Below are 19,840 nucleotides of genomic sequence, written 5' to 3'. Positions count from 1 at the left end.
GTTGTGTGGTTTGTTAACCTCCAAATCTTCAACAAAATGTGAACTCTTCCCCCGCTCGAAATCAGGTAAGCTTACGTCATAACAAATGATTGAAGGCTTACCCATGAAGCAGATCCTGCTGGTAGAAGACGACCACGATATCGCGGCACTCCTGCGTCTTAATCTGGAAGATGAAGGCTACGCCATTACCCACGAGCCCGACGGGGGCAACGCCTTACAGCGTCTTGAAACACAGCCGTGGGACGCGGTGATCCTCGATCTGATGCTGCCGAATGTTGATGGTCTGGAGATTTGCCGCCGTATCCGCCAGATGACCCGCTACCTGCCCATTATCATCATTAGCGCCCGCAGCAGTGAAACTGACCGTATTACCGGCCTGGAAACCGGGGCGGATGATTATCTGGCAAAACCTTTCTCGGTGCAGGAGCTGATTGCCCGCATTAAGGCGCTGTTTCGCCGTCAGCAGGCGATGGGCCAGGCGCAGACGGACGGCATTATTCAGGCGCACGGACTGACTATCGATCCGCTGGCGCGCACCGTGCGCCTTAACGGCCAACACGTCGATCTCACCCCGCGCGAATTTGAACTGCTCTATTTCTTTGCCCGCCATCCCGGAGAGGTCTTTTCGCGGCTGGCACTGCTGGAGCAGGTATGGGGGTATCAGCACGAAGGCTACGAACACACCGTCAATACCCACATTAACCGCCTGCGCATTAAAATAGAGAAAGATGCCGCCGAGCCGGAGATCGTTCGCACCGTCTGGGGCAAAGGCTACAAATTTGCGGAGCAGAATCATGATGCGTCGCTTTAGCCTGAGCCAGCGCCTGACGCTGCTGTTTACGGCGTTACTGCTGCTCTGCGCCACCGTCGCCTGTGCGGTGCAGCTCTACAGTAGCATGCAGTACGGCAATGCGATGGTGCAGCGGCTCTCCGGCGGGCTGGCGCAGCAGATTGTGCAGCGGGAAGCGATTGTGGATGCGCAGGGCAGGGTGGATCGCAGCGCCTTAAAACCGCTGTTCGACCGGCTGATGACCTTTAATCCGAGCGTCGAGCTGTATGTTGTCTCGCCAGATGGCGATATCCTGGCCGATGCCGCCCCGCCAGGGCACATTCAGCGGCAAAAAATTGACCTCGTGCCGATACAGAATTTCCTCAGCGGGACGGTGATGCCGGTGTTTGGCGACGATCCCCGAAGCCAGAATAAGAAAGTCTTCAGCGCCACCCCGCTGCGGCAGGACGGTGAGCTGAAGGGGTATCTGTACATTATTTTGCAGGGGGAGGAGTCCAACGCGCTGGCGGATATGGCCTGGCACAAAGCGCTCTGGAGTACGGCGCTATGGTCGATGCTGCTGGTGGCGCTGTTTGGTCTGCTGGCGGGGTTGCTGCTCTGGTACTGGGTGACGCGCCCGGTTAAAGAGCTCACGCTGGACGTGGCCGGGCTGGAGCAGGACAGCATCAGCGCGATTAAGCAGCTGGCGGCCCAGCCGCTTGAGCCTGCCGGCCAGGATGAAGTGGCGATCCTGCGCAATACCTTTATCGAGCTGGCGCGCAAAATCACCTCTCAGTGGGATCGGCTGGCCGACAGCGACCGCCAGCGCCGGGAGTTTATCGCCAACATTTCGCACGACTTACGCACCCCGCTGACGTCGCTGCTGGGTTATCTGGAAACGCTGTCGCTGAAATCCGCAACGCTGTCGCCGCAGGAGCATCAGCAGTACCTCGCTACCGCGCTGCGTCAGGGGCAAAAGGTACGCCATCTGTCGCAGCAGCTGTTCGAGCTGGCGCGTCTTGAGCACGGCGGCATCAAGCCCCAGCGCGAGCGTTTTGCCATGGCTGAACTGATTTCCGACGTGGCGCAAAAGTTTGAACTCGCTGCCCGCACGCGTGAGTTAAATCTGCACATTGACGTCCCGGGTCCGCTGCCGCAGGTGTTGGCCGATGTTTCCATGATTGAACGGGTGGTGACGAATCTGCTGGATAATGCGATACGCCATACCCCAGCAGGTGGAGACATTCGTCTGGCGGTGTGGCAGGAGAACGACCGGTTACAGGTTGAAGTGGCCGACAGCGGAACGGGTGTTGATGCCGCATTACGGGACGATCTGTTCCAGCGTCCGTCAGCGTTAAATCCACAGGCCTCGCGGGAGCACCGGGGCGGGTTAGGGCTGTTAATCGTGAAAAGAATGCTGGAGCTGCACGGCGGGGGGATCAGGCTGATGGAGTCCGTGAGCGGGGCACGGTTCAGGTTCTTTGTGCCGCTTTAAGAAATTGCCGGGTGGCGGCTTCGCCTTACCCGGCCTACAGACCACCCCCGTAGGCCAGGTCACCCGGCAAAAAAGGTTATTGCGGGAACCACTGCTCGCTGATTTTCTGGTATGTGCCGTCAGCTTTGATCGCTTTCAGCGCGCCGTTCAGTTTCTCAAGCAGAGCCTTGTTATCCGGACGCACGGCAATACCGAGGCCAGTGCCGAAATACTGCGGATCGGTCACTTTCTCCGTCGCTGTACCCAGCTGCGGGTTGGTTTTCAGCCACTCATTCACGACCGCGGTGTCGCCAAATACGCCATCAATACGGCCATTTTTCAGGTCGATAATGGCGTTCTGGTAGCTGTCGTAGGCCACGGTTTTCACTTCAGGATGCTTGTCCTGGAGGTATTTCTGGTGTGTGGTGCCGTTCTCCATGCCGATGCGCTTGCCTTTCAGCTCGTCGAAAGATTTATAAGCCCCTTTCTTCGCAATCACCACCGCAGAGTTCGCGTAGTACGGGTCGGTGAACGCGACCTGCTTGCTGCGCTCTGGCGTGATGTCCATGCCGGAGATCACCGCGTCGTACTTTTTAAATTTCAGGGACGGGATCAGGCTGTCAAATGCGTGGTTAGTAAAGGTGCAGTCGGCCTGCATCTGCTTGCACAGCGCTTTCGCCAGGTCGATGTCGAAGCCGACGATCTGGTTGCTGGCATCCAGCGATTCAAACGGCGGATAGGTGGCAGAAACGCCGAAATTGATTTTATCGGCGGCGGATGCGCCAGCGGCGAAGGTTGCGAGTAATGCGGCCAGAACTAACTTTTTCATTGTAATGCTCCCGTCTGTCAATCTTGTCATTATGCGCCGTGTCTGCGGCATGGATGTACAATGCCACTCAATGAATTTATATGCAATAAATATGATTAAATATTATTTAATGCATAAAAAAAAGCGGGTAACCCATCAGGTTACCCGCACTACGAAAACAGCTTTATGCATTAAGTCGATTAATTTCTGCGCTCAAACGCCAGCGCCTTACGCTCGATAAGACGCATCATCAGGGTCAGCAGACCGTTGACCACCAGATAGACCAGACCCGCCGCACCGAACACCATCACGTCGTAGGTGCGTCCGTACAGCAGCTGTCCGTGGCCCATCACTTCCATCAGGGTGATGGTGTAGGCCAGAGAGGTACTTTTGAACACCAGCACGACTTCGTTGGAATAGGAAGAGAGGGCGCGCTTAAAGGCATAAGGCAGCAGGATCGCCAGCGTATCCTTCTTGCTCATGCCCAGCGCCCCGCAGGACTGCCACTGGCCTTCCGGGATCGCGCGAATGGCGCCGTAGAACAGCTGCGTGGTATAGGCCGCGCTGTTCAGGGAGAGGGCAATCAGGGCGCAGAGCCATGGCTCAGAGAGCAGATGCCAGATAACCGGATATTCCTGTAACGACGGGAACTGGCCCGGGCCGTAGTAAATCAGGAAGATCTGCACCAGCAGCGGCGTTCCGGTGAAGAGCGTAATGTAGCCACGTACAATCCACACCAGCACCGGCGTTTTCAGCGTCAGGACGATGGTGAAGATCAGCGCCAGGATCAGCGCCACGATGATAGACGCGACGGTCAGCGTCAGGCTGGTGTGCAGCCCTTTCATCAGTTCGGGTAAATAATCCAGCATCAGCCTGGTCTCCGTTCAAAACGCGTTGCGCGCAGATCAATACGCTTCAGAACGTACTGGCTCAGCAACGTGATCACCAGGTAGATAGCCGCCGCGACGATGTACCAGGTAAACGGCTCCTGCGTACGGGTGGCGATACTTTTTGTTTGCAACATCAAATCGTTCACGCTGATCAGGCTCACCAGCGCGGTATCTTTCAGCAGTACCAGCCACTGGTTACCCAGCCCTGGCAGGGCATGACGCCACATCTGCGGCATCACCAGGCGGAAGAAGATCGCCGCTTTCGACAGACCCAGCGCCTGGCCGGATTCCCATTGACCCTGCGGTACCGCTTTCAGCGCGCCGCGCAGCGTTTGTGACGCATAGGCCGAATAGAGCAGGGAGAGCGCAATCACGCCGCACAGGAACGGGCTGACGTCGAAGTTCTCAATCTGCATCTGCACCGGGATCTGCGCAAAGCCGAGATTAATCGTGAAGCCGTCCGACAGCGTTAACAGCAGCTGTGAGGAGCCGAAATAGATAAACAGGACCACCAGAATTTCCGGCAGTCCACGCAGCACAGTCACCAGCGCTGAACCGAGCCATGCGACAGGGCGCCACTTAACGGACTCCCACACCGCAAAGAACATCGCCAGTACGAGGCCGATAATCAGTGCACAAACGGCAAGGCCGACGGTCATCCCGGCGGCGCTTGCTAAAGGAAAAATTTCATTCATCAGGAATTACTTCTGGAACCATTTTTTGTAGATGGTTTCGTAGGTGCCGTCTTTCTTCACTTTTTCCAGCGCAGCGTTGAATTTCTGCTGCAACTCGGTATTGCCCTGACGTACGGCAATACCCAGACCTGTACCGAAGTAGTCTTTATCGGTCACCTTGTCACCCACGGCGGCCAGCTTGTCGTTCGCTTTCAGCCATTCAGTCACAACAGCCGTGTCCCCGAACACCGCATCGATACGACCGTTTTGCAGGTCCAGCTTCGCATTCTGGTAGCTGTCATACGGCACGGTGGTGATTTCCGGATGCTTATCCATGATGAATTTCTGGTGCGTGGTGCCGTTCTGCACGCCGACTTTCTTGCCTTTCAGCAGGTCAACGGAGGCGTATTTACCTTTCTGACCGATGAACAGGGCCGAGTTGTCATAGTAAGGGGTGGTGAACAGAACCTGCTTTTCTCGCTCCGGAGTGATGTCCATTCCGGCCATTACGGCGTCGATACGGCGGAACTTCAGGCTTGGGATCAGGCTGTCGAACGCCTGGTTGCTGAAGGTACAGGTCGCGTCGATCTCTTTACACAGGGCGTTTGCCAGGTCCACGTCGAAGCCAACAATCTTGTTGTTCGCATCAATGGATTCAAACGGAGGGTAGGACGCTTCAGTGGCGAAACGGATGGTCTGGGCTGCGGTAGCGGAAAGGCTGACGCTAGCAAGCAGCGCGGCAATCAATACTTTTTTCATTATAATTTCCCTAACACATTAGTGTGATAAGTAGTTTTTGAAGGCATCGGTTTGCGGGTTAGTGAAGCAGCTCGCGTCACCCTGCTCAACGATATACCCGTTTTCCATATAAACCACGCGGCTGGCGGTTTTGCGCGCCACTTCCACCTCGTGGGTCACGATGACCTGGGTAATGTTGGTTTCCGCCAGCTCACGAATAATGCTCACGATCTGGGCGGTAATTTCCGGGTCCAGCGCCGCGGTTGGCTCGTCAAACAGCAGCACCGCCGGCTCCATCATCAGCGCACGGGCGATCGCCACACGCTGTTGCTGACCACCAGAGAGGTGTAAAGGATACCGGTCGCTGTACGGTTTCAGACGCAGACGTTCCAGCAGCTTTTCCGCACGCGCCATCGCCTGGTCTTTGCTTAAGCCAAGCACGCGGCACGGGGCTTCAATCAGGTTTTGCACCACCGTCAGATGCGGCCAGAGATTGTATTGCTGGAAAACCATGCCCACGTTTTGACGCAGTTCACGAATCGCTTTATCAGACGGGGTTTTCGCGAAGTCAAAATGGTTACCGGCGATGGCCAGCGTCCCCGAACGGGGCATTTCAAGCAGATTAAGAACACGCAGAAGGGAGCTTTTTCCCGCGCCGCTTGGGCCGAGCAAAACCAGCGTTTCGCCCTCCGGGCAACTCAGCGTAATGTCGAACAGCGCCTGGTGTGCGCCGTAGAAGCAGTTAATGCCGTTTAGTTTAATACTCATCGGGGCAGTCTTTACTCATCCAGGCAATCTATAGCAATTGAGGCCGCAGATAGTACCGTTGACAGAATAGTTATGCAATATTTCTGCGTTAAAAGTTAAATATAACCCGTGTTTCCTCTTAAACATAGCACAAAATAGCGACGGGAAAGGGGGGCGAGTATAAATGTCGGCATTCCGCAGGAAATGCCGGACATTTTACGGGGTTAACGTTTATTGAACGGAGGCGTTAGCGGTTCTCGATCGACTGGCGAAGGGTGCCCGCCGGGGCATGAACGCTGCCGCCAATGTAGCGCACATCGTCTATTGCCCAGCACTGGCCTTCACGGATCATCAGCACCTCATCCTGCCAGGTTTGCGTCCCCTGGGTGAGCTTCACGCGCAGGGGAATATTGCGTGCGTCGGTATTCGGTATGGTGGACGCGCTGGCGACGTCGGCGCTGTCCGGCAGCGTGGCGCGGCTGGAGAACGGATCGGATGACAGCAGGGCGTTGTGCTGCGGATCGCGCGAAGCGTCGGTGAGCAGTTTCGCCAGATTATCGCTCAGGTACGGGCGCAGGGCGGTCAGGTCATTACCGCGATGCTGAATACGGTAATCATAAAATTGTTGCGCCACGGCATCCGGGCCACCCTCAATACAAGGGCCGCTGCGGGTTCCGATATCCTTAAAGGCTGGCGTGACCGGCGTTGTGCAGGCGCTGAGCACCAGCGCGCATGGCACTAAAAGCGTTAAAGCAGAGTAGCGCATGTTGATTTCCTTATTTATTAACTATCCTTTCAATCATAGCGTAACGAACCGATAATGCTGTCGCTAACGCATTGAACGCTAAAGAAGGAGAGAAAGTATGCAATTTTCAACAACGCCAACCCTGGAAGGTCAACCGATTGCCGAGTACTGCGGCGTGGTCACCGGTGAGGCGATTCTGGGCGCAAACATTTTCCGCGATTTCTTTGCCGGCATTCGGGATATCGTCGGGGGTCGCTCCGGCGCGTACGAGAAAGAGCTGCGTAAGGCGCGCGAGATTGCTTTTAAGGAGCTGGGCGAGCAGGCCAAAGCGCTGGGCGCGGATGCGGTGGTAGGCATTGATATCGACTACGAAACGGTCGGGAAAGATGCCAGCATGCTAATGGTGAGCGTAAGCGGCACGGCGGTGAAGACCCGTCGATGAAGCGTTCGCTCTCAACCCTCCTGCTGGCGATGTTGCTGGCAGGATGCGCCTCGGAAGAGGGCATTGTTGATAAAGGCGCGTACGAGCTGGATACGCGCCATCAGGCGCAGGCGACCTACCCGCGTATAAAGGTGCTGGTTATTCACTACACCGCCGATGATTTCGACACCTCGCTTGCGACCCTGACCGATAAAAACGTCAGCTCTCACTATCTCATCCCCGCAAAGCCGCCAGCTCCGCAGGGCAAACCGCGTATCTGGCAGCTGGTCCCGGAGAGCGAACTGGCCTGGCATGCGGGCATCAGCTTCTGGCGTGGCACCAACCGCATAAATGATACCTCCGTCGGCATTGAGCTGGAAAACCGCGGCTGGCGGAAAACCGGTGACGTGAAAACCTTTACCCCCTTCGAACCGGGGCAAATTGCGGCGCTGATCCCGCTTGCCAGAGACATCATCGCCCGCTACGACATTAAACCGCAGAACGTGGTGGCACACTCGGATATCGCCCCGCAGCGTAAAGACGATCCTGGGCCACTGTTTCCTTGGCGCGAACTGGCGCAGCAGGGTATCGGAGCCTGGCCCGATCCGGGGCGCGTGAATTTTTATATCAACGGGCGACCGCATTATCAGCAGGTTGATACCGCAGCACTGCTCGATTTGCTGGCGCGCTACGGTTACGAGGTGCCAGAAAACAGTACGCCCGAACAGCAAAAACGCATCATCATGGTTTTCCAGATGCATTTTCGTCCGCAGTTATGGAGTGGCGTTGCAGATGTTGAAACCATGGCGATTGCTGAAGCACTTTTAGAGAAATACGGACAGGGGTAAGCCTTCGGATTACCCCCGAATGAGTATATTTTAGCAAGTTTCTATCAGATTAATCTTAAGTACAAACTCATTTCATTTTTAGTTAATTGACTTAAAATTATCCGGATTTAAGATGGACATATAGCACGCTAAGTAATTTGGCGAATAAAAAATCTTCACACTTTTATTTTTATTCTTGACGTTTTCATCAGGAAAAATATTTATGGCTCGGTATGAATGCCGTTGCCATGCTTTTTAAAAATCACATCTTAAATCGGGTATAACCATGTTAAGCATCTATGGAAAAAAATTACGTCCGCAACATGAAATGGAAAAGATCATTTCTGCAACCTCAGGCGTTGAAGAAAGAACATTAAAAAAATGGCAGAAAATTTCCACTTCTGATTCCGGCTATATTCATATTATCGTCAGCGGTGAAGTCGAATTTCGACGTGAATCTGACGAACTGTGCATGTTCACCGTCACCGGGCAATGCATTTTCGGCCTGTCGTCAATGTATTACAGCGCCACCCATATGTACGGCCTTGTTCGGACGAATACGGTTGTTCGCTCGATCAAGAAAGAGGTCTTCGCCCAGCTGATGACCGAAAAAAATCTGTGGCCAGAACTGACCAAAGTCCTTTCCTGGTACATCTGCATGCTGAGCAAACGTGATGATGTTCTGGTTGCCCGCAGTGCGTATTCCGTTGTCCGCGAATTTTTATATGAGATTAACGACCTGATTGTTCAACAACAGCGTGATATTAACGTTTATGATTACATTCAGGAATACACTAACCTGGCACGTAGCACTATTATTAAAATCCTCTCCGATCTGAAAAAGGGTCAATATATTGTGGTGGAAAAAGGTCGACTGCTTAACCTTACCGCACTGCCTGAAAAATATTAATACCTGCTCCCGCCGTCTCCTTTTTTACTGAAAGGAGAACGGCTATTTCCACTGTTTTTTACACTGGCTTGTGAATTATCCTGCGTTTCGTCAACCGGCGGCGCGGGAATTTTTCCTTGAGAATAATCCTGCTCCTGCTCTTTTAGCGCCTGCTTAAATAATTCCGTTAATGATGACTCTTCACTGCCCGTGCTGGCGGGAGCGTTATCGTACTCATGCGCTTCGGTCCCGGGTAAGGTATCCCGCGAGGCGTCGTGTGGCACCGCGCCGTCGGGCGCCTGCTGCCAGTCGCCATCATCACTGTTGATCGGCAGATCCTGCATCGATGGAACATCAACTGGCACTGGCGCAGCTTTAGGCTGCGGATGCGGGAACGGTTTACTCACGTACACGTAATGCATATCCGAAAGCTGCGTTTCCGGTTTCGCAACGCTGGCGTTGACCGGTTCAGGCGCCGGGTGGTGCAGGTTCCAGTAGACGTGCATATACAGGCCGACAACCAGCATGACGCAAAGCCCGACCAGCCATAACGCTGTTTTGCCGAATACGTTTTTCAGGCTGGGGAGACGGTACGAAAACCAGACCGCTTCCCCGGTTGTATAGCTGCGCTGGGCCGCAAGACAGATGGTCGACATTAGGCTTTCTTCTCCTGCATTTTCGCGTCCGGGGCGGTGCGGGTGGCCTGAATCAGTACGCCCGGCGTGCTGTTGGTCACGCGCATCAGCTGCATCAGCGTATCTTCGCCGGGGATGCCATCCACGTGCAGATGCATTTTTTGCTGGAACTCGCGGGTGCGTTTCATCATCTCTGTGGTCCAGATCCGGGCATGCGTTTCGGGCTGGCTCAGCGCCAGGCTTAATTGCTGATCCAGCCAGGCCATATCTTTGCTGTCGCTGGCCGCGCCGATCGCGTCTTTACCTTCCGGTGTCAGGCGGTGCAGCTGGGTGAAGTTGCCGGTCGCGTGCCGGTTAAACCAGCTGCGGCTCACCTGCCAGGTCCGGTTATTCATTAACAGGTCAATGGACGTGTTCCCGACCCTGGCGACCACCGCATAGTTAAGATGGCCGCTGGTTTTCAGTTCACTGACCCACGGATACCCTTCCTGCGCCAGCGTCTCCGGCGACGCGTTCCCCTGTTTACACATCAGGTTCACTTTGGCGGCGTTCTGGCACAGCGCATCTTCGGCCGAGGCGTCATACCCCCACATGAGATACAGCTGATGCATCGCATCCGGCTGATTAACTATTTCGTTGTCGATAACCGGCACTACGGGCGCTTCGACTTTTAGCGATTGCTGTTTCCAGCTGACGGGCACCGGCAGCTGGATCGGCAGGCGTGCGCCGATCGATGAGGTCAAATACCAGCCGCAGGCGGCAAACAGCACGGACGCAAACAGCCCCACGGTCGCCAGGCGCTTACCGTGTTTTTGGGCGGGCAGGATCTCTCCCGCCGCAAGACGTAAATGACGTGGGCTGACCTGGGCCACGCGTTCCGTCCAGGCGGCGAGCATTGACAGGTGCGCCAGCGCGTTCAGATTGCTGAAGTTGCCTTTGGTTAGCGTGTGCATTTTGCGCACGCGGGCAGGCGGCAACGGCGAGTTTTCGCAGCCGTGTTCTTCGCACTGGGCCTGAACATAGCTCAGGTATTCACGGCAGGTCAGGGGGCGCAGGGCATGATGCGTGTGCGTATATTCGCGCAGTTCAGGTTGCTTTAGCAGGATCTCCTGATCCGCAGTGCCCGTCAGTACCACGGCTAGCCGGAAGTTCAGCTCCTGGGCGCGCGTAAGCAGCGTTCCCAGGACTTCACGGCAGCTCTCCTTCATGGCTTCGGAATGGGCGATCGTCACTACTCTGGATTTCGCTTTCCCCTCCTGCCACTGGCGCAGGACGGCATCCACCGCCTGCATGCGATCTTTAATCGCTTTCGTTCCCGGGTTGAGTTTGTACAGCAGGCTACTGGCACTCAGTTTGGGAAACGCGTTGATGGCAAGAACGGTATGGTTGCTGGCTTTAAGCGCGTCGATGAACTGACCCAGAAGCGGAGCGTCGTCGCAAAAAAGCCCGATAATTCCCGCCAGCTGGGTTTTCTCTTTCAGCAGGTTGAACACGTCCTGATGATAAGGCACCAGAAAATCACCGGATAAACGAGTGATTGTCCTGAATGGCGGATTGTTAAAATTAAAGTGGCTCTGATACATAACGACTTACCGTCTCTGATTAGGAATAGCAACAGCAGCAGAAAGTAAGGTAATGCCCCTGAGCGGTCAATTTGCAGACAGAGTAAAAATATCCAGCCGGCTGCGACTAACATCTGGAATTTATACGGTCAATATTTTTCTTTATGAAAGTTGGTGGCGAAGTCAGTGGTCGCGTTTGCAGCAGCTTATTACTATTTTCCTCCATATTGGCGCAGTATGACGCTGCTTATTTTTGCTTTGCTATAGGCCGGATAAAAAATGAGGTTCTCATTTCTGTCACGGTGGATAACGCCTTGTATTACGTTTTTGCTGCTCATTTTTTGCGGCCAGCAAGGCTATCTCACCTTTAAAGATTATAAAAAAGTTACGAATAAGTTTGCTAATTCTGACCTACAGCCGCTGAAAAAACCGCGCGAAGACAAACCCTTCACGCTTTTTACGGCTGCTGTCCGTCAGGAGAACTTATCGGCTGCGGCAAAACCCCCGCTGGCGGCGGAGATTGAAGGCATTGTGCGCAGTGATGACGCCTGGCTCTCCTTCGCTGTCATCAAAACCCCGGGCGGCCAGCGAAGCTACCGCGAGGGTGAACCGCTCGCCGGGTTTAACGACGCATTTATTCAGGAAATAAACAAAGATAATGTGGTGGTTAATTATGAAGGTGCTACGCAGGTACTGGCGTTAAATAAACCGGACTATTTTAAGGGGGGCGTGGAGAGCGGCCCGGTTACAAAAACGACGAAAGATGCTGGCGCAGAGAGTGTGCATCTTGATGATTATCTGGTGTTAAAACCCATCATTGAAAAAGGCCGGCTGGAAGGCTACTGGATAAACCCAAGGAATGCCTCCGCCTTTTACAGTCAGTCAGGTCTGGAAAAAGGCGATGTGGCGATTCAGGTTAACTCTGTCGATATGACCGATGAAGCAAAAGCGAAAAGCATTATTGCCAACTGGTCGAAAATGAAAGAAGCGGAGGTCATCGTACGACGTCACGCTCACCTTGAAAATATTCGGGTTAATGTTCTAAACAATTAATAAGTGTGCAGACATGAAAAAATTTCCCTGGGCGTGCGTGGCACTGACCGCATTGTCGTTATATTCCAGTTCGCTGCTTGCAGCTAACTTTAGCGCAAGTTTTAAAAATACTGATATTCGCGAGTTTATCGATACGGTAGGTCGCAATCTCAACAAAACTATTCTGGTCGATCCGTCCGTCCAGGGAACCGTCTCGGTCAGAACCTACAACGTGCTGACGGAGGATGAGTATTACCAGTTCTTCCTGAGCGTGCTGGATCTCTACGGCCTGTCGGTGATCCCGATGGACAACGGAATGGTCAAAGTGGTGCGCTCAAGCGTAGCGCGTACCGCCGGTGCGCCGCTGGCAGACAGCAAAAACCCGGGCAAAGGTGACGAGATTATCACCCGCGTGGTGCGCATGGAAAACGTACCCGTTCGCGAGCTGGCCCCGCTGCTGCGCCAGCTCAACGATGCCACCGGCATCGGGAATGTGGTCCACTTTGAGCCGTCCAACGTCCTGCTGTTAACCGGTAAAGCCTCGGTGGTGAATCGACTGGTGGATCTGGTGCAGCGCGTCGATAAAGACGGTATTCAGCGCCGCGAAATCGTCCCGCTGCGCTTTGCCTCTGCCAAAGAGCTTTCGGATATGTTGAACAACCTCAACAACGAAGAGCAGAAAGGGCAGAACGCGCCGCAGCTGGCGACCAAGGTGGTGGCGGATGACGAAACCAATAGTCTGGTGATCAGCGGCTCGGAAGATGCGCGGGCGCGTACCCGTTCCCTTATCCATCAGCTGGATCGCGAGCAGAATAACGAGGGGAACACCCGCGTCTTCTACCTCAAATATGCCAGCGCCACCAAAGTGGTACCGGTGCTGACGGGGATTGGCGAGCAGCTGAAAGACAAGCCGGGCGCGGCCAAAGCGAAAACCGCGAGCGCCTCAACCGACCTGAATATTACCGCCGACGAGTCGACCAACTCCCTGGTGATCACCGCGCAGCCTAACGTGATGAACTCCCTGGAGAAGGTGATCGACAAGCTGGATATTCGCCGTCCGCAGGTGCTGGTGGAAGCGATCATTGCCGAAGTGCAGGACGGCAACGGCCTGGATCTTGGCGTGCAGTGGACCAGCAAGCACGGCGGCGTGCAGTTTGGCGCTACCGGCCTGCCAATCAGCCAGATTAAAAATGGCACCATGAAAGGGGCGAGCTTCACGGGCCTTGCGACCGGCTTCTTTAACGGTGATTTCGGTGCGCTGGTGACCGCGCTCTCCACCGACGGTAAAAACGACATCCTCTCCACGCCAAGCGTGGTCACGCTGGATAATAAAGAAGCGTCGTTCAACGTCGGTCAGGATGTGCCGGTGCTTTCCGGTTCGCAAACCACCAGCGGCGACAACGTCTTTAACTCGGTTGAGCGTAAAACCGTGGGGACCAAGCTGAAGATTGTGCCGCAAATCAACGATGGCGACATGATCCACCTGAAGATTGAGCAGGAAGTATCCAGCGTCGACAACAGCGCAACGGAAGATTCCAGCCTCGGCCCAACCTTCAACACGCGCACGATCAATAACGAAGTGATGGTCCACAGTGGCCAGACGGTGGTGCTCGGCGGCCTGATGGAAAATGTGACCAAACAGTCGGTCTCCAAAGTGCCGCTGCTCGGCGATATCCCGCTGGTCGGGCAGCTGTTCCGCTACACCTCGCAGGATACTTCCAAACGCAACCTGATGGTGTTTATTCATACCACCGTCCTGCGTGACGACGACAACTACAGCGCAGCCTCGAAAGAGAAATATGATCAGATCCGGGTGCGCCAGATGCAGCGCGTGGAAGAGAAAAAGCTCGGTATTGTCGAGCCGAGCGACAACGCCGTACTGCCAGCGTTTCCTGCCGCCAGCACTGCACCCGTGAAAACCCACGCGGCACGCAATCCGTTTAAAGAGTAAGGCGGAGGGGAAACGTGGACGAACTGACTAAAACCCTGTGTAGCAGCAACTACGCAAAAGAAAACGGCGTTCTGCTTTACAACAATGACGTCTATATCCGTGAGGACACCCCGGCGTTAGCGCTGCTGGAGGTGCGCCGGGTGCTGGGATGCGCGTTTGTCCCGGTTACCCTGGCGCCGGAAGCGTTTGACGAGATGCTGGCCAAAATCTGGCAGCAGAGCAGCGGCGTGTCGCAGCAGCTGGTGGACGATATGGACGCGGATATCGATCTGATGGCGTTAACCGAGGAGATCCCGGATAACGAAGATCTGCTCGATAACGATGAAAACTCGCCGGTGATCCGCCTGATCAACGCCATTCTCGGCGAGGCGGTGAAGGACGGCGCGTCGGATATTCATATCGAAACCTTCGAGCGCACCCTGAGCATACGCTTTCGCGTTGACGGCGTGCTGCGCCCGGTGCTGCAACCGGCGCGTAAGCTCGCCCCGCTGCTGGTGTCGCGTATCAAGGTGATGTCGAAACTCGACATCGCCGAGAAACGCCTCCCGCAGGATGGCCGTATCTCCCTGCGCATCGGTCGCAAGGCCATCGACGTGCGCGTCTCGACCATTCCGTCCCAGTACGGCGAGCGCGTGGTGATGCGCCTGCTCGATAAAAGCAATCTCAAGCCCGACATCAACAAGCTGGGGCTGATTGATGAAGAGCTGGAGAAGCTGAAAGGGCTGATCGACCGCCCGCACGGGATCATCCTCGTTACCGGCCCGACGGGTTCCGGTAAAAGTACCACGCTGTACGCCATTCTTTCGGCGCTGAACGGCCACGAACGCAACATTCTGACCGTGGAAGATCCGATTGAGTACGAGCTGGAAGGGGTGGGGCAGACGCAGGTTAACCCGCGCGTGGACATGACCTTTGCCCGCGGGCTGCGCGCCATTCTGCGTCAGGACCCGGACGTGGTGATGATCGGGGAAATTCGCGACGGTGAGACCGCCCAGATTGCGGTGCAGGCGTCGCTGACCGGTCACCTGGTGATGTCGACGCTGCACACCAACAGTGCCGCAGGGGCGATAACCCGTCTGCGGGATATGGGGCTGGAGTCCTTCTTAATCGGTTCATCGCTGCTCGGTGTCATTGCCCAGCGTCTGGTGCGTCGGCTGTGTACGCACTGCCGGACCACCAGTCCGCTGGACGCCAATGAAAAAGCGCTGTTCAGCTTTATGGCCGCGCCGCCAGACGCGATTTACCGCGCGGTGGGGTGCGAACACTGCCGTCAGAGCGGCTATCAGGGCCGCGCCGGTATCCATGAATTCCTGGTGGTGGACAGCGCCATGCGCCGCGCCATCCATGAAGATAAGGACGAAATGTCCCTCGAAACGCAGCTTTTTAAGCATGCCTACAGCCTGCGTGAAAACGGGCTGCTGAAGGTGATCGGCGGCGTGACGTCTCTGGAAGAGGTCATGCGCGTCACCGCCGAACGTGGGGGGGATGCGTAATGGCTTTCTACGCCTGGACGGCGACGGATGCCGCGGGGAAAACCCAGCGCGGGACGTTACAGGCCGAGGGGCAGAAGCAGGTTCGCCAGTGGCTTCGCGAGCAAAAGCTGATGCCCGTCAGCATCACCGAAACCCGCGAAACGGCGGCTGGCGGGAAAGCGAAAACCGGGGTGAAGCTCTCTACTCCGGTGCTGTCGATGTTTACCCGTCAGCTTTCGACGCTGGTCAACGCCGCGCTGCCGCTGGAGAGCGCGCTGAAAGCGATCTCGAAGCAGACGGAAGACAAAAAGCTGGCGGCGATGGTGGTGGAGATCCGCGAGAAGGTGGTGGAAGGCCACACCCTGTTCGATGCCTTCAGCCAGTTTCCGCGCACCTTCGACAAGCTTTACTGCACGCTGGTGATGGCCGGGGAGAAAACCGGTCACCTGGGCGACGTGCTGGAAAAGCTGGCGGAGTACAACGAGCAGCGCCAGAAGATGAAAAGCAAGCTGACGCAGGCAATGGTCTACCCGATAACCCTCACCGTGGTCGCCATCGCGGTCATCAGCATCCTGCTGGTGGCGGTGGTGCCGCAGGTGATCGAGCAGTTTACCCACATGAAGCAGCAGCTGCCGATCACCACCCGGACGCTGATTGCGGTCAGTGATTTCCTGCAAGCCTGGGGCATTTATATTGTGGGCATTCTGGGGGGCGGCTTTATCGGCTTCAAAACCTGGCTGAGGAATGCCAAAAACCGTTTTCGCTGGCACAGCTGGCTGGTGAACGGCTCGCCGATTAAAAAGCTGGTCTGCGTCATCAACAGCGCCCGCTATATCCGTACCCTGAGCATTTTGCAGGCCAGTAGCGTGCCGCTGCTGGAGGGAATGTATATCGCGATGGACGGTATTGAAAACCGCTATGCCCGGCAGGTGCTGGAGCAGGCCGCCGACACCGTGCGCCAGGGGGCGTCGCTGTATGCGGCGCTGGAACAGGCGAAATTATTCCCGCCCACCATGCTGTATATGATTGCCTCCGGTGAAGAGAGCGGGGAATTAGGTAATTTAATGGATCGCGCGGCGGAAAATCAGGAATCGGCCTTACAACATCGAATTACATTAACGCTGTCGGTCTTTGAGCCGGCGCTGGTGGTATCCATGGCGACGATTGTTTTATTCATCGTTCTGTCAATATTACAACCGCTTCTGCAACTTAATAATATGGTAGGTTAAATCATGGCTTTAAAACGTAAAAACCTGGCTCGCCAGGCGGGCTTTACATTGCTCGAATTAATGGTGGTCATTGTTATTCTCGGCGTACTGGCGAGTATGGTGGTGCCAAATTTAATGGGCAATAAGGAAAAAGCCGATACGCAAAAAGCAACCAGCGATATTGTCGCGCTCGAAGGCTCGCTGGATATGTACAAGCTGGATAACCACCGCTACCCGACCACAGAGCAGGGGTTGCAGGCGCTGGTGACCAAACCTGAAATCGCGCCAATTCCGAACGGCTACCGCACGGACGGCTATATCCGTCGCCTGCCGCAGGATCCCTGGGGCAATGATTATCTTCTGGTGAGCCCGGGTGAACACGGCGCGGTGGACGTCTTCTCAGCCGGTCCGGACGGCGAAGCCAATACCGCCGATGACATTACCAACTGGTCTCTGGATAAAAAAGAGAAATAATGAAAAATCAACGCGGCTTTACGTTGCTGGAAATTATTCTGGCGCTGGTGATATTTGCCAGTTGCGCCATGATGGTGGTTTCCACCATTCCTTCGCGCAGCGGCGCGGATATATTTGGCCAGCAACTCAAAGCGCTCGTTGATTATGGTTCAGACCGTGCGGTGATGGACGGAAATATTGTCGGGCTGGTGATCGCCACCGATAAATATCAGCTGGTGACGATCGCCGATAAAAAAGGCGAACGTCACTGGGTGCCATTATCTGCCGGACGTATTACCACCAAAGGTGATTTTCCGGAAGAGATGCACGTGTCGCTTTCGCCGCAGCGCCTGGCCGCGACGGTGGCGTCCGAGCCGCAGGTGATCTTTCTACCGGACGGTGAAATCAGCCGCTTTACGCTGACGCTGCAAAGTTACGACAAACAGCACCATTTCCGCGTGGTGTCGCACGGTGCGGCGCCGGTATCGGTAGAAAACGATGGCTAACGGCAACAAAAAGCAAAAGGGGATGACGCTGCTGGAGGTGATGGTCGCTCTGGTGATTTTCTCCACCGCCGCGCTGGCACTGATGAACTCGGTCTCCCTGAACGTGCGTTTTACCCATGGCCTGGCCGATACCTTGCAGGCCAGTTGGGTGGCGGAAAATCAGCTGGCGGAAGCACAGCTCACCCGAACCGACTTCCCGGATGCTGAACAGCAGGGGACGGAAATCATGGGCGGGCGCAGCTGGAACTGGCGTAAGCAGCGGGTGAAAACCGCCGACAACGTCTGGGCGAATACCCTACGCGTATATGCAGAAAGCGATGAGAGCCAGCCGGTTATCTCCCTGCGCATCATTCCGCCGGGAGAGAGCAAGTGAAGAAAACGCGACGCCAGCGCGGATTTACCCTGCTGGAGATCATGATTGCGCTGACTATCTTCGCGGTGATCAGCACCCTGGCCTGGCAAATTCTGGACGGCGCGATGCGTACCAGCTCGGCCACCGATGCCAGCGCCGCAAAGCTCAACCAGCTTCAGCGCGCCTGGAGTCTGATGGAGCGTGATTTTTTCCAGCTTCAGGCGCGCGCCCCGCGTAATGAGCCGGAGCTGTTTCGTCAGGAGGGCGATGCTCTTGAACTGACCACCCTGAATGGCGTGAGCGGAACGGTCCAGCTGGAGCGCGTGCGCTGGCGGCTGGAAGAGGGGCGTTTGTATCGCGACGTCTGGCCGGTCATTGACGGCCCGGCGGACGTTAAGCCTGACGAGGTGCCGATTGTCAGCGGCGTAAAATCATTGCAGTGGCGGTTTTATCGTCAGGGCTGGCTGACCGCCTGGCACGACGCCGCCCATCTGCCGGACGGCGTGGAGGTTACGTTGACGATGGAAAACGGGGATACCTGGCGCTGGGTGTTCACTACACCGGGTGATATGCCGGAGGTGGCCGCTGCCGCAGCGCCAGAGAAAGCCGCCGACGCGCCTGCGCCGACCCCGGACGCAGCCCCTGCGCCAGCGCCTTCGCCGGAGACCAGACCATGAAACGGATCCGTCAACAACAGGGCGTCGCCCTGCTGGTGGTGCTGATTTTGCTGGTGATGATGTCGGCGCTGGCCGCCAAAATCAGCCAGCAGTTCTGCCGTAATTTGCAGAAAACGCATTATCAGGTAAGCCAGCAGCAGCTGCGCTGGGCGATGCAGACCCAGGAAAAAGTGGTGAAGGACCGGTTACAGACCGACGCCAGCGGCGAGAGCAAGCCGCTGGCCCTGGACGGCGACTGGCATCAGCCGCTGGAGACGCAGGGTGAGGACTATACGGTCGTGAGCCAGGTGGAAGATGCGCAGGACTGCTTTAACGTCAATAACCTGTTGACCGCCGACATCGCACCCCAGGGGCAAAGCGCTCCCGCGGTGGCGGAAACACCGCGTAAAGCGCGGATTGTTGAACAACTTCTGACGGAAAGCGGCCTCAGCCCGGGCACGGCGGAGGCGGTCTATTTCCAGCTGGTGGATTATCTCGATGGTGACAGCACCACGGCGAAGGAGGGGGCCGAAAGCGATGCGTGGGCTGGCGTCGTGCCCGCGCGGCAACCGGCAAATCAGATGATGCGCAGCATCGCGGAAATCAAACTGCTGCCGGCGTTCCCTGTTACGGCGTATCCGAAGGTGAGCAAGCTGTTATGCGCGCTGCCGGACGCTGCCAGCAAGGTCGATGTCAACACCCTGCAACCGGAACAGGCCGCCGTGCTGGCTGCCATGTTCCCCGGAAAACTGACGCGGGATGACGCCGTTCGCCTGTTGGATGCGCGTCCGGAATCGGGCTGGGAAAATATGGAAGCGTTCAGCAAAGCGCTGGAGCAGGCCTTCCCGCAGTTAAAAGACGATCTCCCGCAGGTGGCGGATCAATTTTCTATAAACAGCCGGTACTTCCGCGTGAATTACACCGGCAATACCGATGAATTAACGCTTCGCGTGGTCAGCCAGCTTCAGGTGAATAACGAAGCCGGTGAGATCGTGACGTGGCAGCGTCGTTACCGAATGATTGAATAAGAA

At 55.9% G+C, this 19,840-nt stretch carries 22 protein-coding genes; 14 read left to right on the top strand and 8 right to left on the bottom strand.

Annotation, left to right across the window (positions count from 1 at the left end; genetic code table 11):
- The first annotated feature begins 103 nt into the window (after positions 1–103).
- Positions 104–811, top strand: coding sequence for a response regulator transcription factor (locus tag O1722_RS15505; RefSeq protein ID WP_022650690.1), 708 nt, complete (start codon positions 104–106; stop codon positions 809–811).
- The gene (locus O1722_RS15500; RefSeq protein ID WP_033486332.1) at positions 795–2,264 is read left to right on the top strand and encodes a sensor histidine kinase; all 1,470 of its coding nucleotides are present in this window, start codon (positions 795–797) and stop codon (positions 2,262–2,264) included. The genes O1722_RS15505 and O1722_RS15500 overlap by 17 nt, the downstream gene beginning before the upstream one ends.
- 76 nt (positions 2,265–2,340) lie before the next feature.
- On the opposite strand, the gene artJ is transcribed toward O1722_RS15500, so the two are convergent.
- The 6 genes from artJ to O1722_RS15470 all read right to left on the bottom strand — a co-directional run bounded on the left by artJ (position 2,341) and on the right by O1722_RS15470 (position 6,866).
- Positions 2,341–3,072, bottom strand: a complete 732-nt coding sequence (gene artJ, locus O1722_RS15495) for an arginine ABC transporter substrate-binding protein ArtJ (RefSeq protein ID WP_015571008.1) — start codon at positions 3,070–3,072, stop codon at positions 2,341–2,343.
- Between the two features lie 179 nt (positions 3,073–3,251).
- Positions 3,252–3,920, bottom strand: a complete 669-nt coding sequence (artM, locus tag O1722_RS15490) for an arginine ABC transporter permease ArtM (protein WP_003858369.1) — start codon at positions 3,918–3,920, stop codon at positions 3,252–3,254.
- The gene (artQ, locus tag O1722_RS15485) at positions 3,920–4,636 is read right to left on the bottom strand and encodes an arginine ABC transporter permease ArtQ (RefSeq protein WP_003858367.1); all 717 of its coding nucleotides are present in this window, start codon (positions 4,634–4,636) and stop codon (positions 3,920–3,922) included. The genes artM and artQ overlap by 1 nt, the downstream gene beginning before the upstream one ends.
- 6 nt (positions 4,637–4,642) lie before the next feature.
- Entirely contained in the window at positions 4,643–5,374 is a 732-nt protein-coding gene (artI, locus tag O1722_RS15480) for an arginine ABC transporter substrate-binding protein ArtI (RefSeq protein ID WP_006174322.1), read from the bottom strand.
- An 18-nt stretch (positions 5,375–5,392) separates the two neighbouring features.
- Positions 5,393–6,121, bottom strand: a complete 729-nt coding sequence (artP, locus tag O1722_RS15475; protein ID WP_006809439.1) for an arginine ABC transporter ATP-binding protein ArtP — start codon at positions 6,119–6,121, stop codon at positions 5,393–5,395.
- 226 nt (positions 6,122–6,347) lie between these two features.
- Positions 6,348–6,866 (bottom strand): lipoprotein, encoded by a 519-nt coding sequence (locus O1722_RS15470; RefSeq protein WP_015571007.1) that lies wholly within the window; start codon positions 6,864–6,866, stop codon positions 6,348–6,350.
- A gap of 97 nt (positions 6,867–6,963) precedes the next feature.
- Here O1722_RS15470 and O1722_RS15465 point away from each other — a divergent pair, with 97 nt between their 5' ends.
- The 3 genes from O1722_RS15465 to O1722_RS15455 all read left to right on the top strand — a co-directional run bounded on the left by O1722_RS15465 (position 6,964) and on the right by O1722_RS15455 (position 9,003).
- A complete protein-coding gene (locus O1722_RS15465; RefSeq protein ID WP_033486330.1) occupies positions 6,964–7,287 on the top strand; it encodes a heavy metal-binding domain-containing protein in 324 nt (107 codons plus the stop codon).
- Entirely contained in the window at positions 7,284–8,114 is an 831-nt protein-coding gene (locus O1722_RS15460) for an N-acetylmuramoyl-L-alanine amidase (RefSeq protein ID WP_033486329.1), read from the top strand. The genes O1722_RS15465 and O1722_RS15460 overlap by 4 nt, the downstream gene beginning before the upstream one ends.
- Positions 8,115–8,379: 265 nt before the next feature.
- Entirely contained in the window at positions 8,380–9,003 is a 624-nt protein-coding gene (locus O1722_RS15455) for a helix-turn-helix domain-containing protein (RefSeq protein ID WP_023303371.1), read from the top strand.
- On the opposite strand, the gene O1722_RS15450 is transcribed toward O1722_RS15455, so the two are convergent.
- Together O1722_RS15450 and O1722_RS15445 are read right to left on the bottom strand one after the other, a co-directional pair.
- A complete protein-coding gene (locus tag O1722_RS15450) occupies positions 9,000–9,638 on the bottom strand; it encodes a hypothetical protein (RefSeq protein WP_033486328.1) in 639 nt (212 codons plus the stop codon). The genes O1722_RS15455 and O1722_RS15450 overlap by 4 nt on opposite strands.
- The gene (locus O1722_RS15445; RefSeq protein WP_033486327.1) at positions 9,638–11,200 is read right to left on the bottom strand and encodes an ExeA family protein; all 1,563 of its coding nucleotides are present in this window, start codon (positions 11,198–11,200) and stop codon (positions 9,638–9,640) included. Before O1722_RS15445 ends, O1722_RS15450 begins: the two co-directional genes overlap by 1 nt.
- A gap of 258 nt (positions 11,201–11,458) precedes the next feature.
- Here O1722_RS15445 and gspC point away from each other — a divergent pair, with 258 nt between their 5' ends.
- The 9 genes from gspC to gspK are packed head-to-tail and all read left to right on the top strand — an operon-like array spanning position 11,459 to position 19,837.
- On the top strand, positions 11,459–12,232 hold the full coding sequence (gene gspC / locus O1722_RS15440; RefSeq protein WP_050515863.1) for a type II secretion system protein GspC: 774 nt from the start codon (positions 11,459–11,461) through the stop codon (positions 12,230–12,232).
- A 13-nt stretch (positions 12,233–12,245) separates the two neighbouring features.
- On the top strand, positions 12,246–14,162 hold the full coding sequence (gene gspD, locus O1722_RS15435; protein WP_032653096.1) for a type II secretion system secretin GspD: 1,917 nt from the start codon (positions 12,246–12,248) through the stop codon (positions 14,160–14,162).
- A gap of 14 nt (positions 14,163–14,176) precedes the next feature.
- On the top strand, positions 14,177–15,655 hold the full coding sequence (gspE, locus tag O1722_RS15430) for a type II secretion system ATPase GspE (protein ID WP_032653098.1): 1,479 nt from the start codon (positions 14,177–14,179) through the stop codon (positions 15,653–15,655).
- The gene (gene gspF / locus O1722_RS15425) at positions 15,655–16,863 is read left to right on the top strand and encodes a type II secretion system inner membrane protein GspF (protein ID WP_033486326.1); all 1,209 of its coding nucleotides are present in this window, start codon (positions 15,655–15,657) and stop codon (positions 16,861–16,863) included. Before gspE ends, gspF begins: the two co-directional genes overlap by 1 nt.
- Positions 16,864–16,866: 3 nt before the next feature.
- Positions 16,867–17,316, top strand: coding sequence for a type II secretion system major pseudopilin GspG (gene gspG / locus O1722_RS15420; RefSeq protein WP_003858352.1), 450 nt, complete (start codon positions 16,867–16,869; stop codon positions 17,314–17,316).
- Positions 17,316–17,801 (top strand): type II secretion system minor pseudopilin GspH, encoded by a 486-nt coding sequence (gspH, locus tag O1722_RS15415; protein WP_032670233.1) that lies wholly within the window; start codon positions 17,316–17,318, stop codon positions 17,799–17,801. The genes gspG and gspH overlap by 1 nt, the downstream gene beginning before the upstream one ends.
- The gene (gene gspI, locus O1722_RS15410; protein WP_015571001.1) at positions 17,794–18,174 is read left to right on the top strand and encodes a type II secretion system minor pseudopilin GspI; all 381 of its coding nucleotides are present in this window, start codon (positions 17,794–17,796) and stop codon (positions 18,172–18,174) included. Before gspH ends, gspI begins: the two co-directional genes overlap by 8 nt.
- Positions 18,171–18,830, top strand: a complete 660-nt coding sequence (gene gspJ / locus O1722_RS15405; RefSeq protein WP_033486325.1) for a type II secretion system minor pseudopilin GspJ — start codon at positions 18,171–18,173, stop codon at positions 18,828–18,830. Before gspI ends, gspJ begins: the two co-directional genes overlap by 4 nt.
- Positions 18,827–19,837 carry a type II secretion system minor pseudopilin GspK gene (gene gspK, locus O1722_RS15400; RefSeq protein ID WP_033486324.1) on the top strand — a complete coding sequence of 337 codons (1,011 nt, stop codon included), beginning with the start codon at positions 18,827–18,829 and terminating at the stop codon, positions 19,835–19,837. Before gspJ ends, gspK begins: the two co-directional genes overlap by 4 nt.
- Positions 19,838–19,840 lie beyond the last annotated feature (3 nt).

It is taken from the genome of Enterobacter cloacae complex sp. HYC003_NIDB, assembly GCF_056673375.1.
This window is presented reverse-complemented; position numbering and strand designations above follow the sequence as displayed.

What these genes read in the sequence shown, in the direction of transcription:
- O1722_RS15445 (WP_033486327.1), bottom strand. Translation starts at nt 11,200, where the DNA reads ATGTATCAGAGCCACTTTAATTTTAACAATCCGCCATTCAGGACAATC.
- O1722_RS15455 (WP_023303371.1), top strand. Translation starts at nt 8,380, where the DNA reads ATGTTAAGCATCTATGGAAAAAAATTACGTCCGCAACATGAAATGGAA.
- gspI (WP_015571001.1), top strand. Translation starts at nt 17,794, where the DNA reads ATGGCTAACGGCAACAAAAAGCAAAAGGGGATGACGCTGCTGGAGGTG.
- gspD (WP_032653096.1), top strand. Translation starts at nt 12,246, where the DNA reads ATGAAAAAATTTCCCTGGGCGTGCGTGGCACTGACCGCATTGTCGTTA.
- O1722_RS15500 (WP_033486332.1), top strand. Translation starts at nt 795, where the DNA reads ATGATGCGTCGCTTTAGCCTGAGCCAGCGCCTGACGCTGCTGTTTACG.
- gspC (WP_050515863.1), top strand. Translation starts at nt 11,459, where the DNA reads ATGAGGTTCTCATTTCTGTCACGGTGGATAACGCCTTGTATTACGTTT.
- O1722_RS15505 (WP_022650690.1), top strand. Translation starts at nt 104, where the DNA reads ATGAAGCAGATCCTGCTGGTAGAAGACGACCACGATATCGCGGCACTC.
- gspH (WP_032670233.1), top strand. Translation starts at nt 17,316, where the DNA reads ATGAAAAATCAACGCGGCTTTACGTTGCTGGAAATTATTCTGGCGCTG.
- gspG (WP_003858352.1), top strand. Translation starts at nt 16,867, where the DNA reads ATGGCTTTAAAACGTAAAAACCTGGCTCGCCAGGCGGGCTTTACATTG.
- artJ (WP_015571008.1), bottom strand. Translation starts at nt 3,072, where the DNA reads ATGAAAAAGTTAGTTCTGGCCGCATTACTCGCAACCTTCGCCGCTGGC.
- artP (WP_006809439.1), bottom strand. Translation starts at nt 6,121, where the DNA reads ATGAGTATTAAACTAAACGGCATTAACTGCTTCTACGGCGCACACCAG.
- gspK (WP_033486324.1), top strand. Translation starts at nt 18,827, where the DNA reads ATGAAACGGATCCGTCAACAACAGGGCGTCGCCCTGCTGGTGGTGCTG.
- O1722_RS15470 (WP_015571007.1), bottom strand. Translation starts at nt 6,866, where the DNA reads ATGCGCTACTCTGCTTTAACGCTTTTAGTGCCATGCGCGCTGGTGCTC.
- O1722_RS15460 (WP_033486329.1), top strand. Translation starts at nt 7,284, where the DNA reads ATGAAGCGTTCGCTCTCAACCCTCCTGCTGGCGATGTTGCTGGCAGGA.
- artQ (WP_003858367.1), bottom strand. Translation starts at nt 4,636, where the DNA reads ATGAATGAAATTTTTCCTTTAGCAAGCGCCGCCGGGATGACCGTCGGC.
- O1722_RS15465 (WP_033486330.1), top strand. Translation starts at nt 6,964, where the DNA reads ATGCAATTTTCAACAACGCCAACCCTGGAAGGTCAACCGATTGCCGAG.
- artM (WP_003858369.1), bottom strand. Translation starts at nt 3,920, where the DNA reads ATGCTGGATTATTTACCCGAACTGATGAAAGGGCTGCACACCAGCCTG.
- O1722_RS15450 (WP_033486328.1), bottom strand. Translation starts at nt 9,638, where the DNA reads ATGTCGACCATCTGTCTTGCGGCCCAGCGCAGCTATACAACCGGGGAA.
- gspF (WP_033486326.1), top strand. Translation starts at nt 15,655, where the DNA reads ATGGCTTTCTACGCCTGGACGGCGACGGATGCCGCGGGGAAAACCCAG.
- artI (WP_006174322.1), bottom strand. Translation starts at nt 5,374, where the DNA reads ATGAAAAAAGTATTGATTGCCGCGCTGCTTGCTAGCGTCAGCCTTTCC.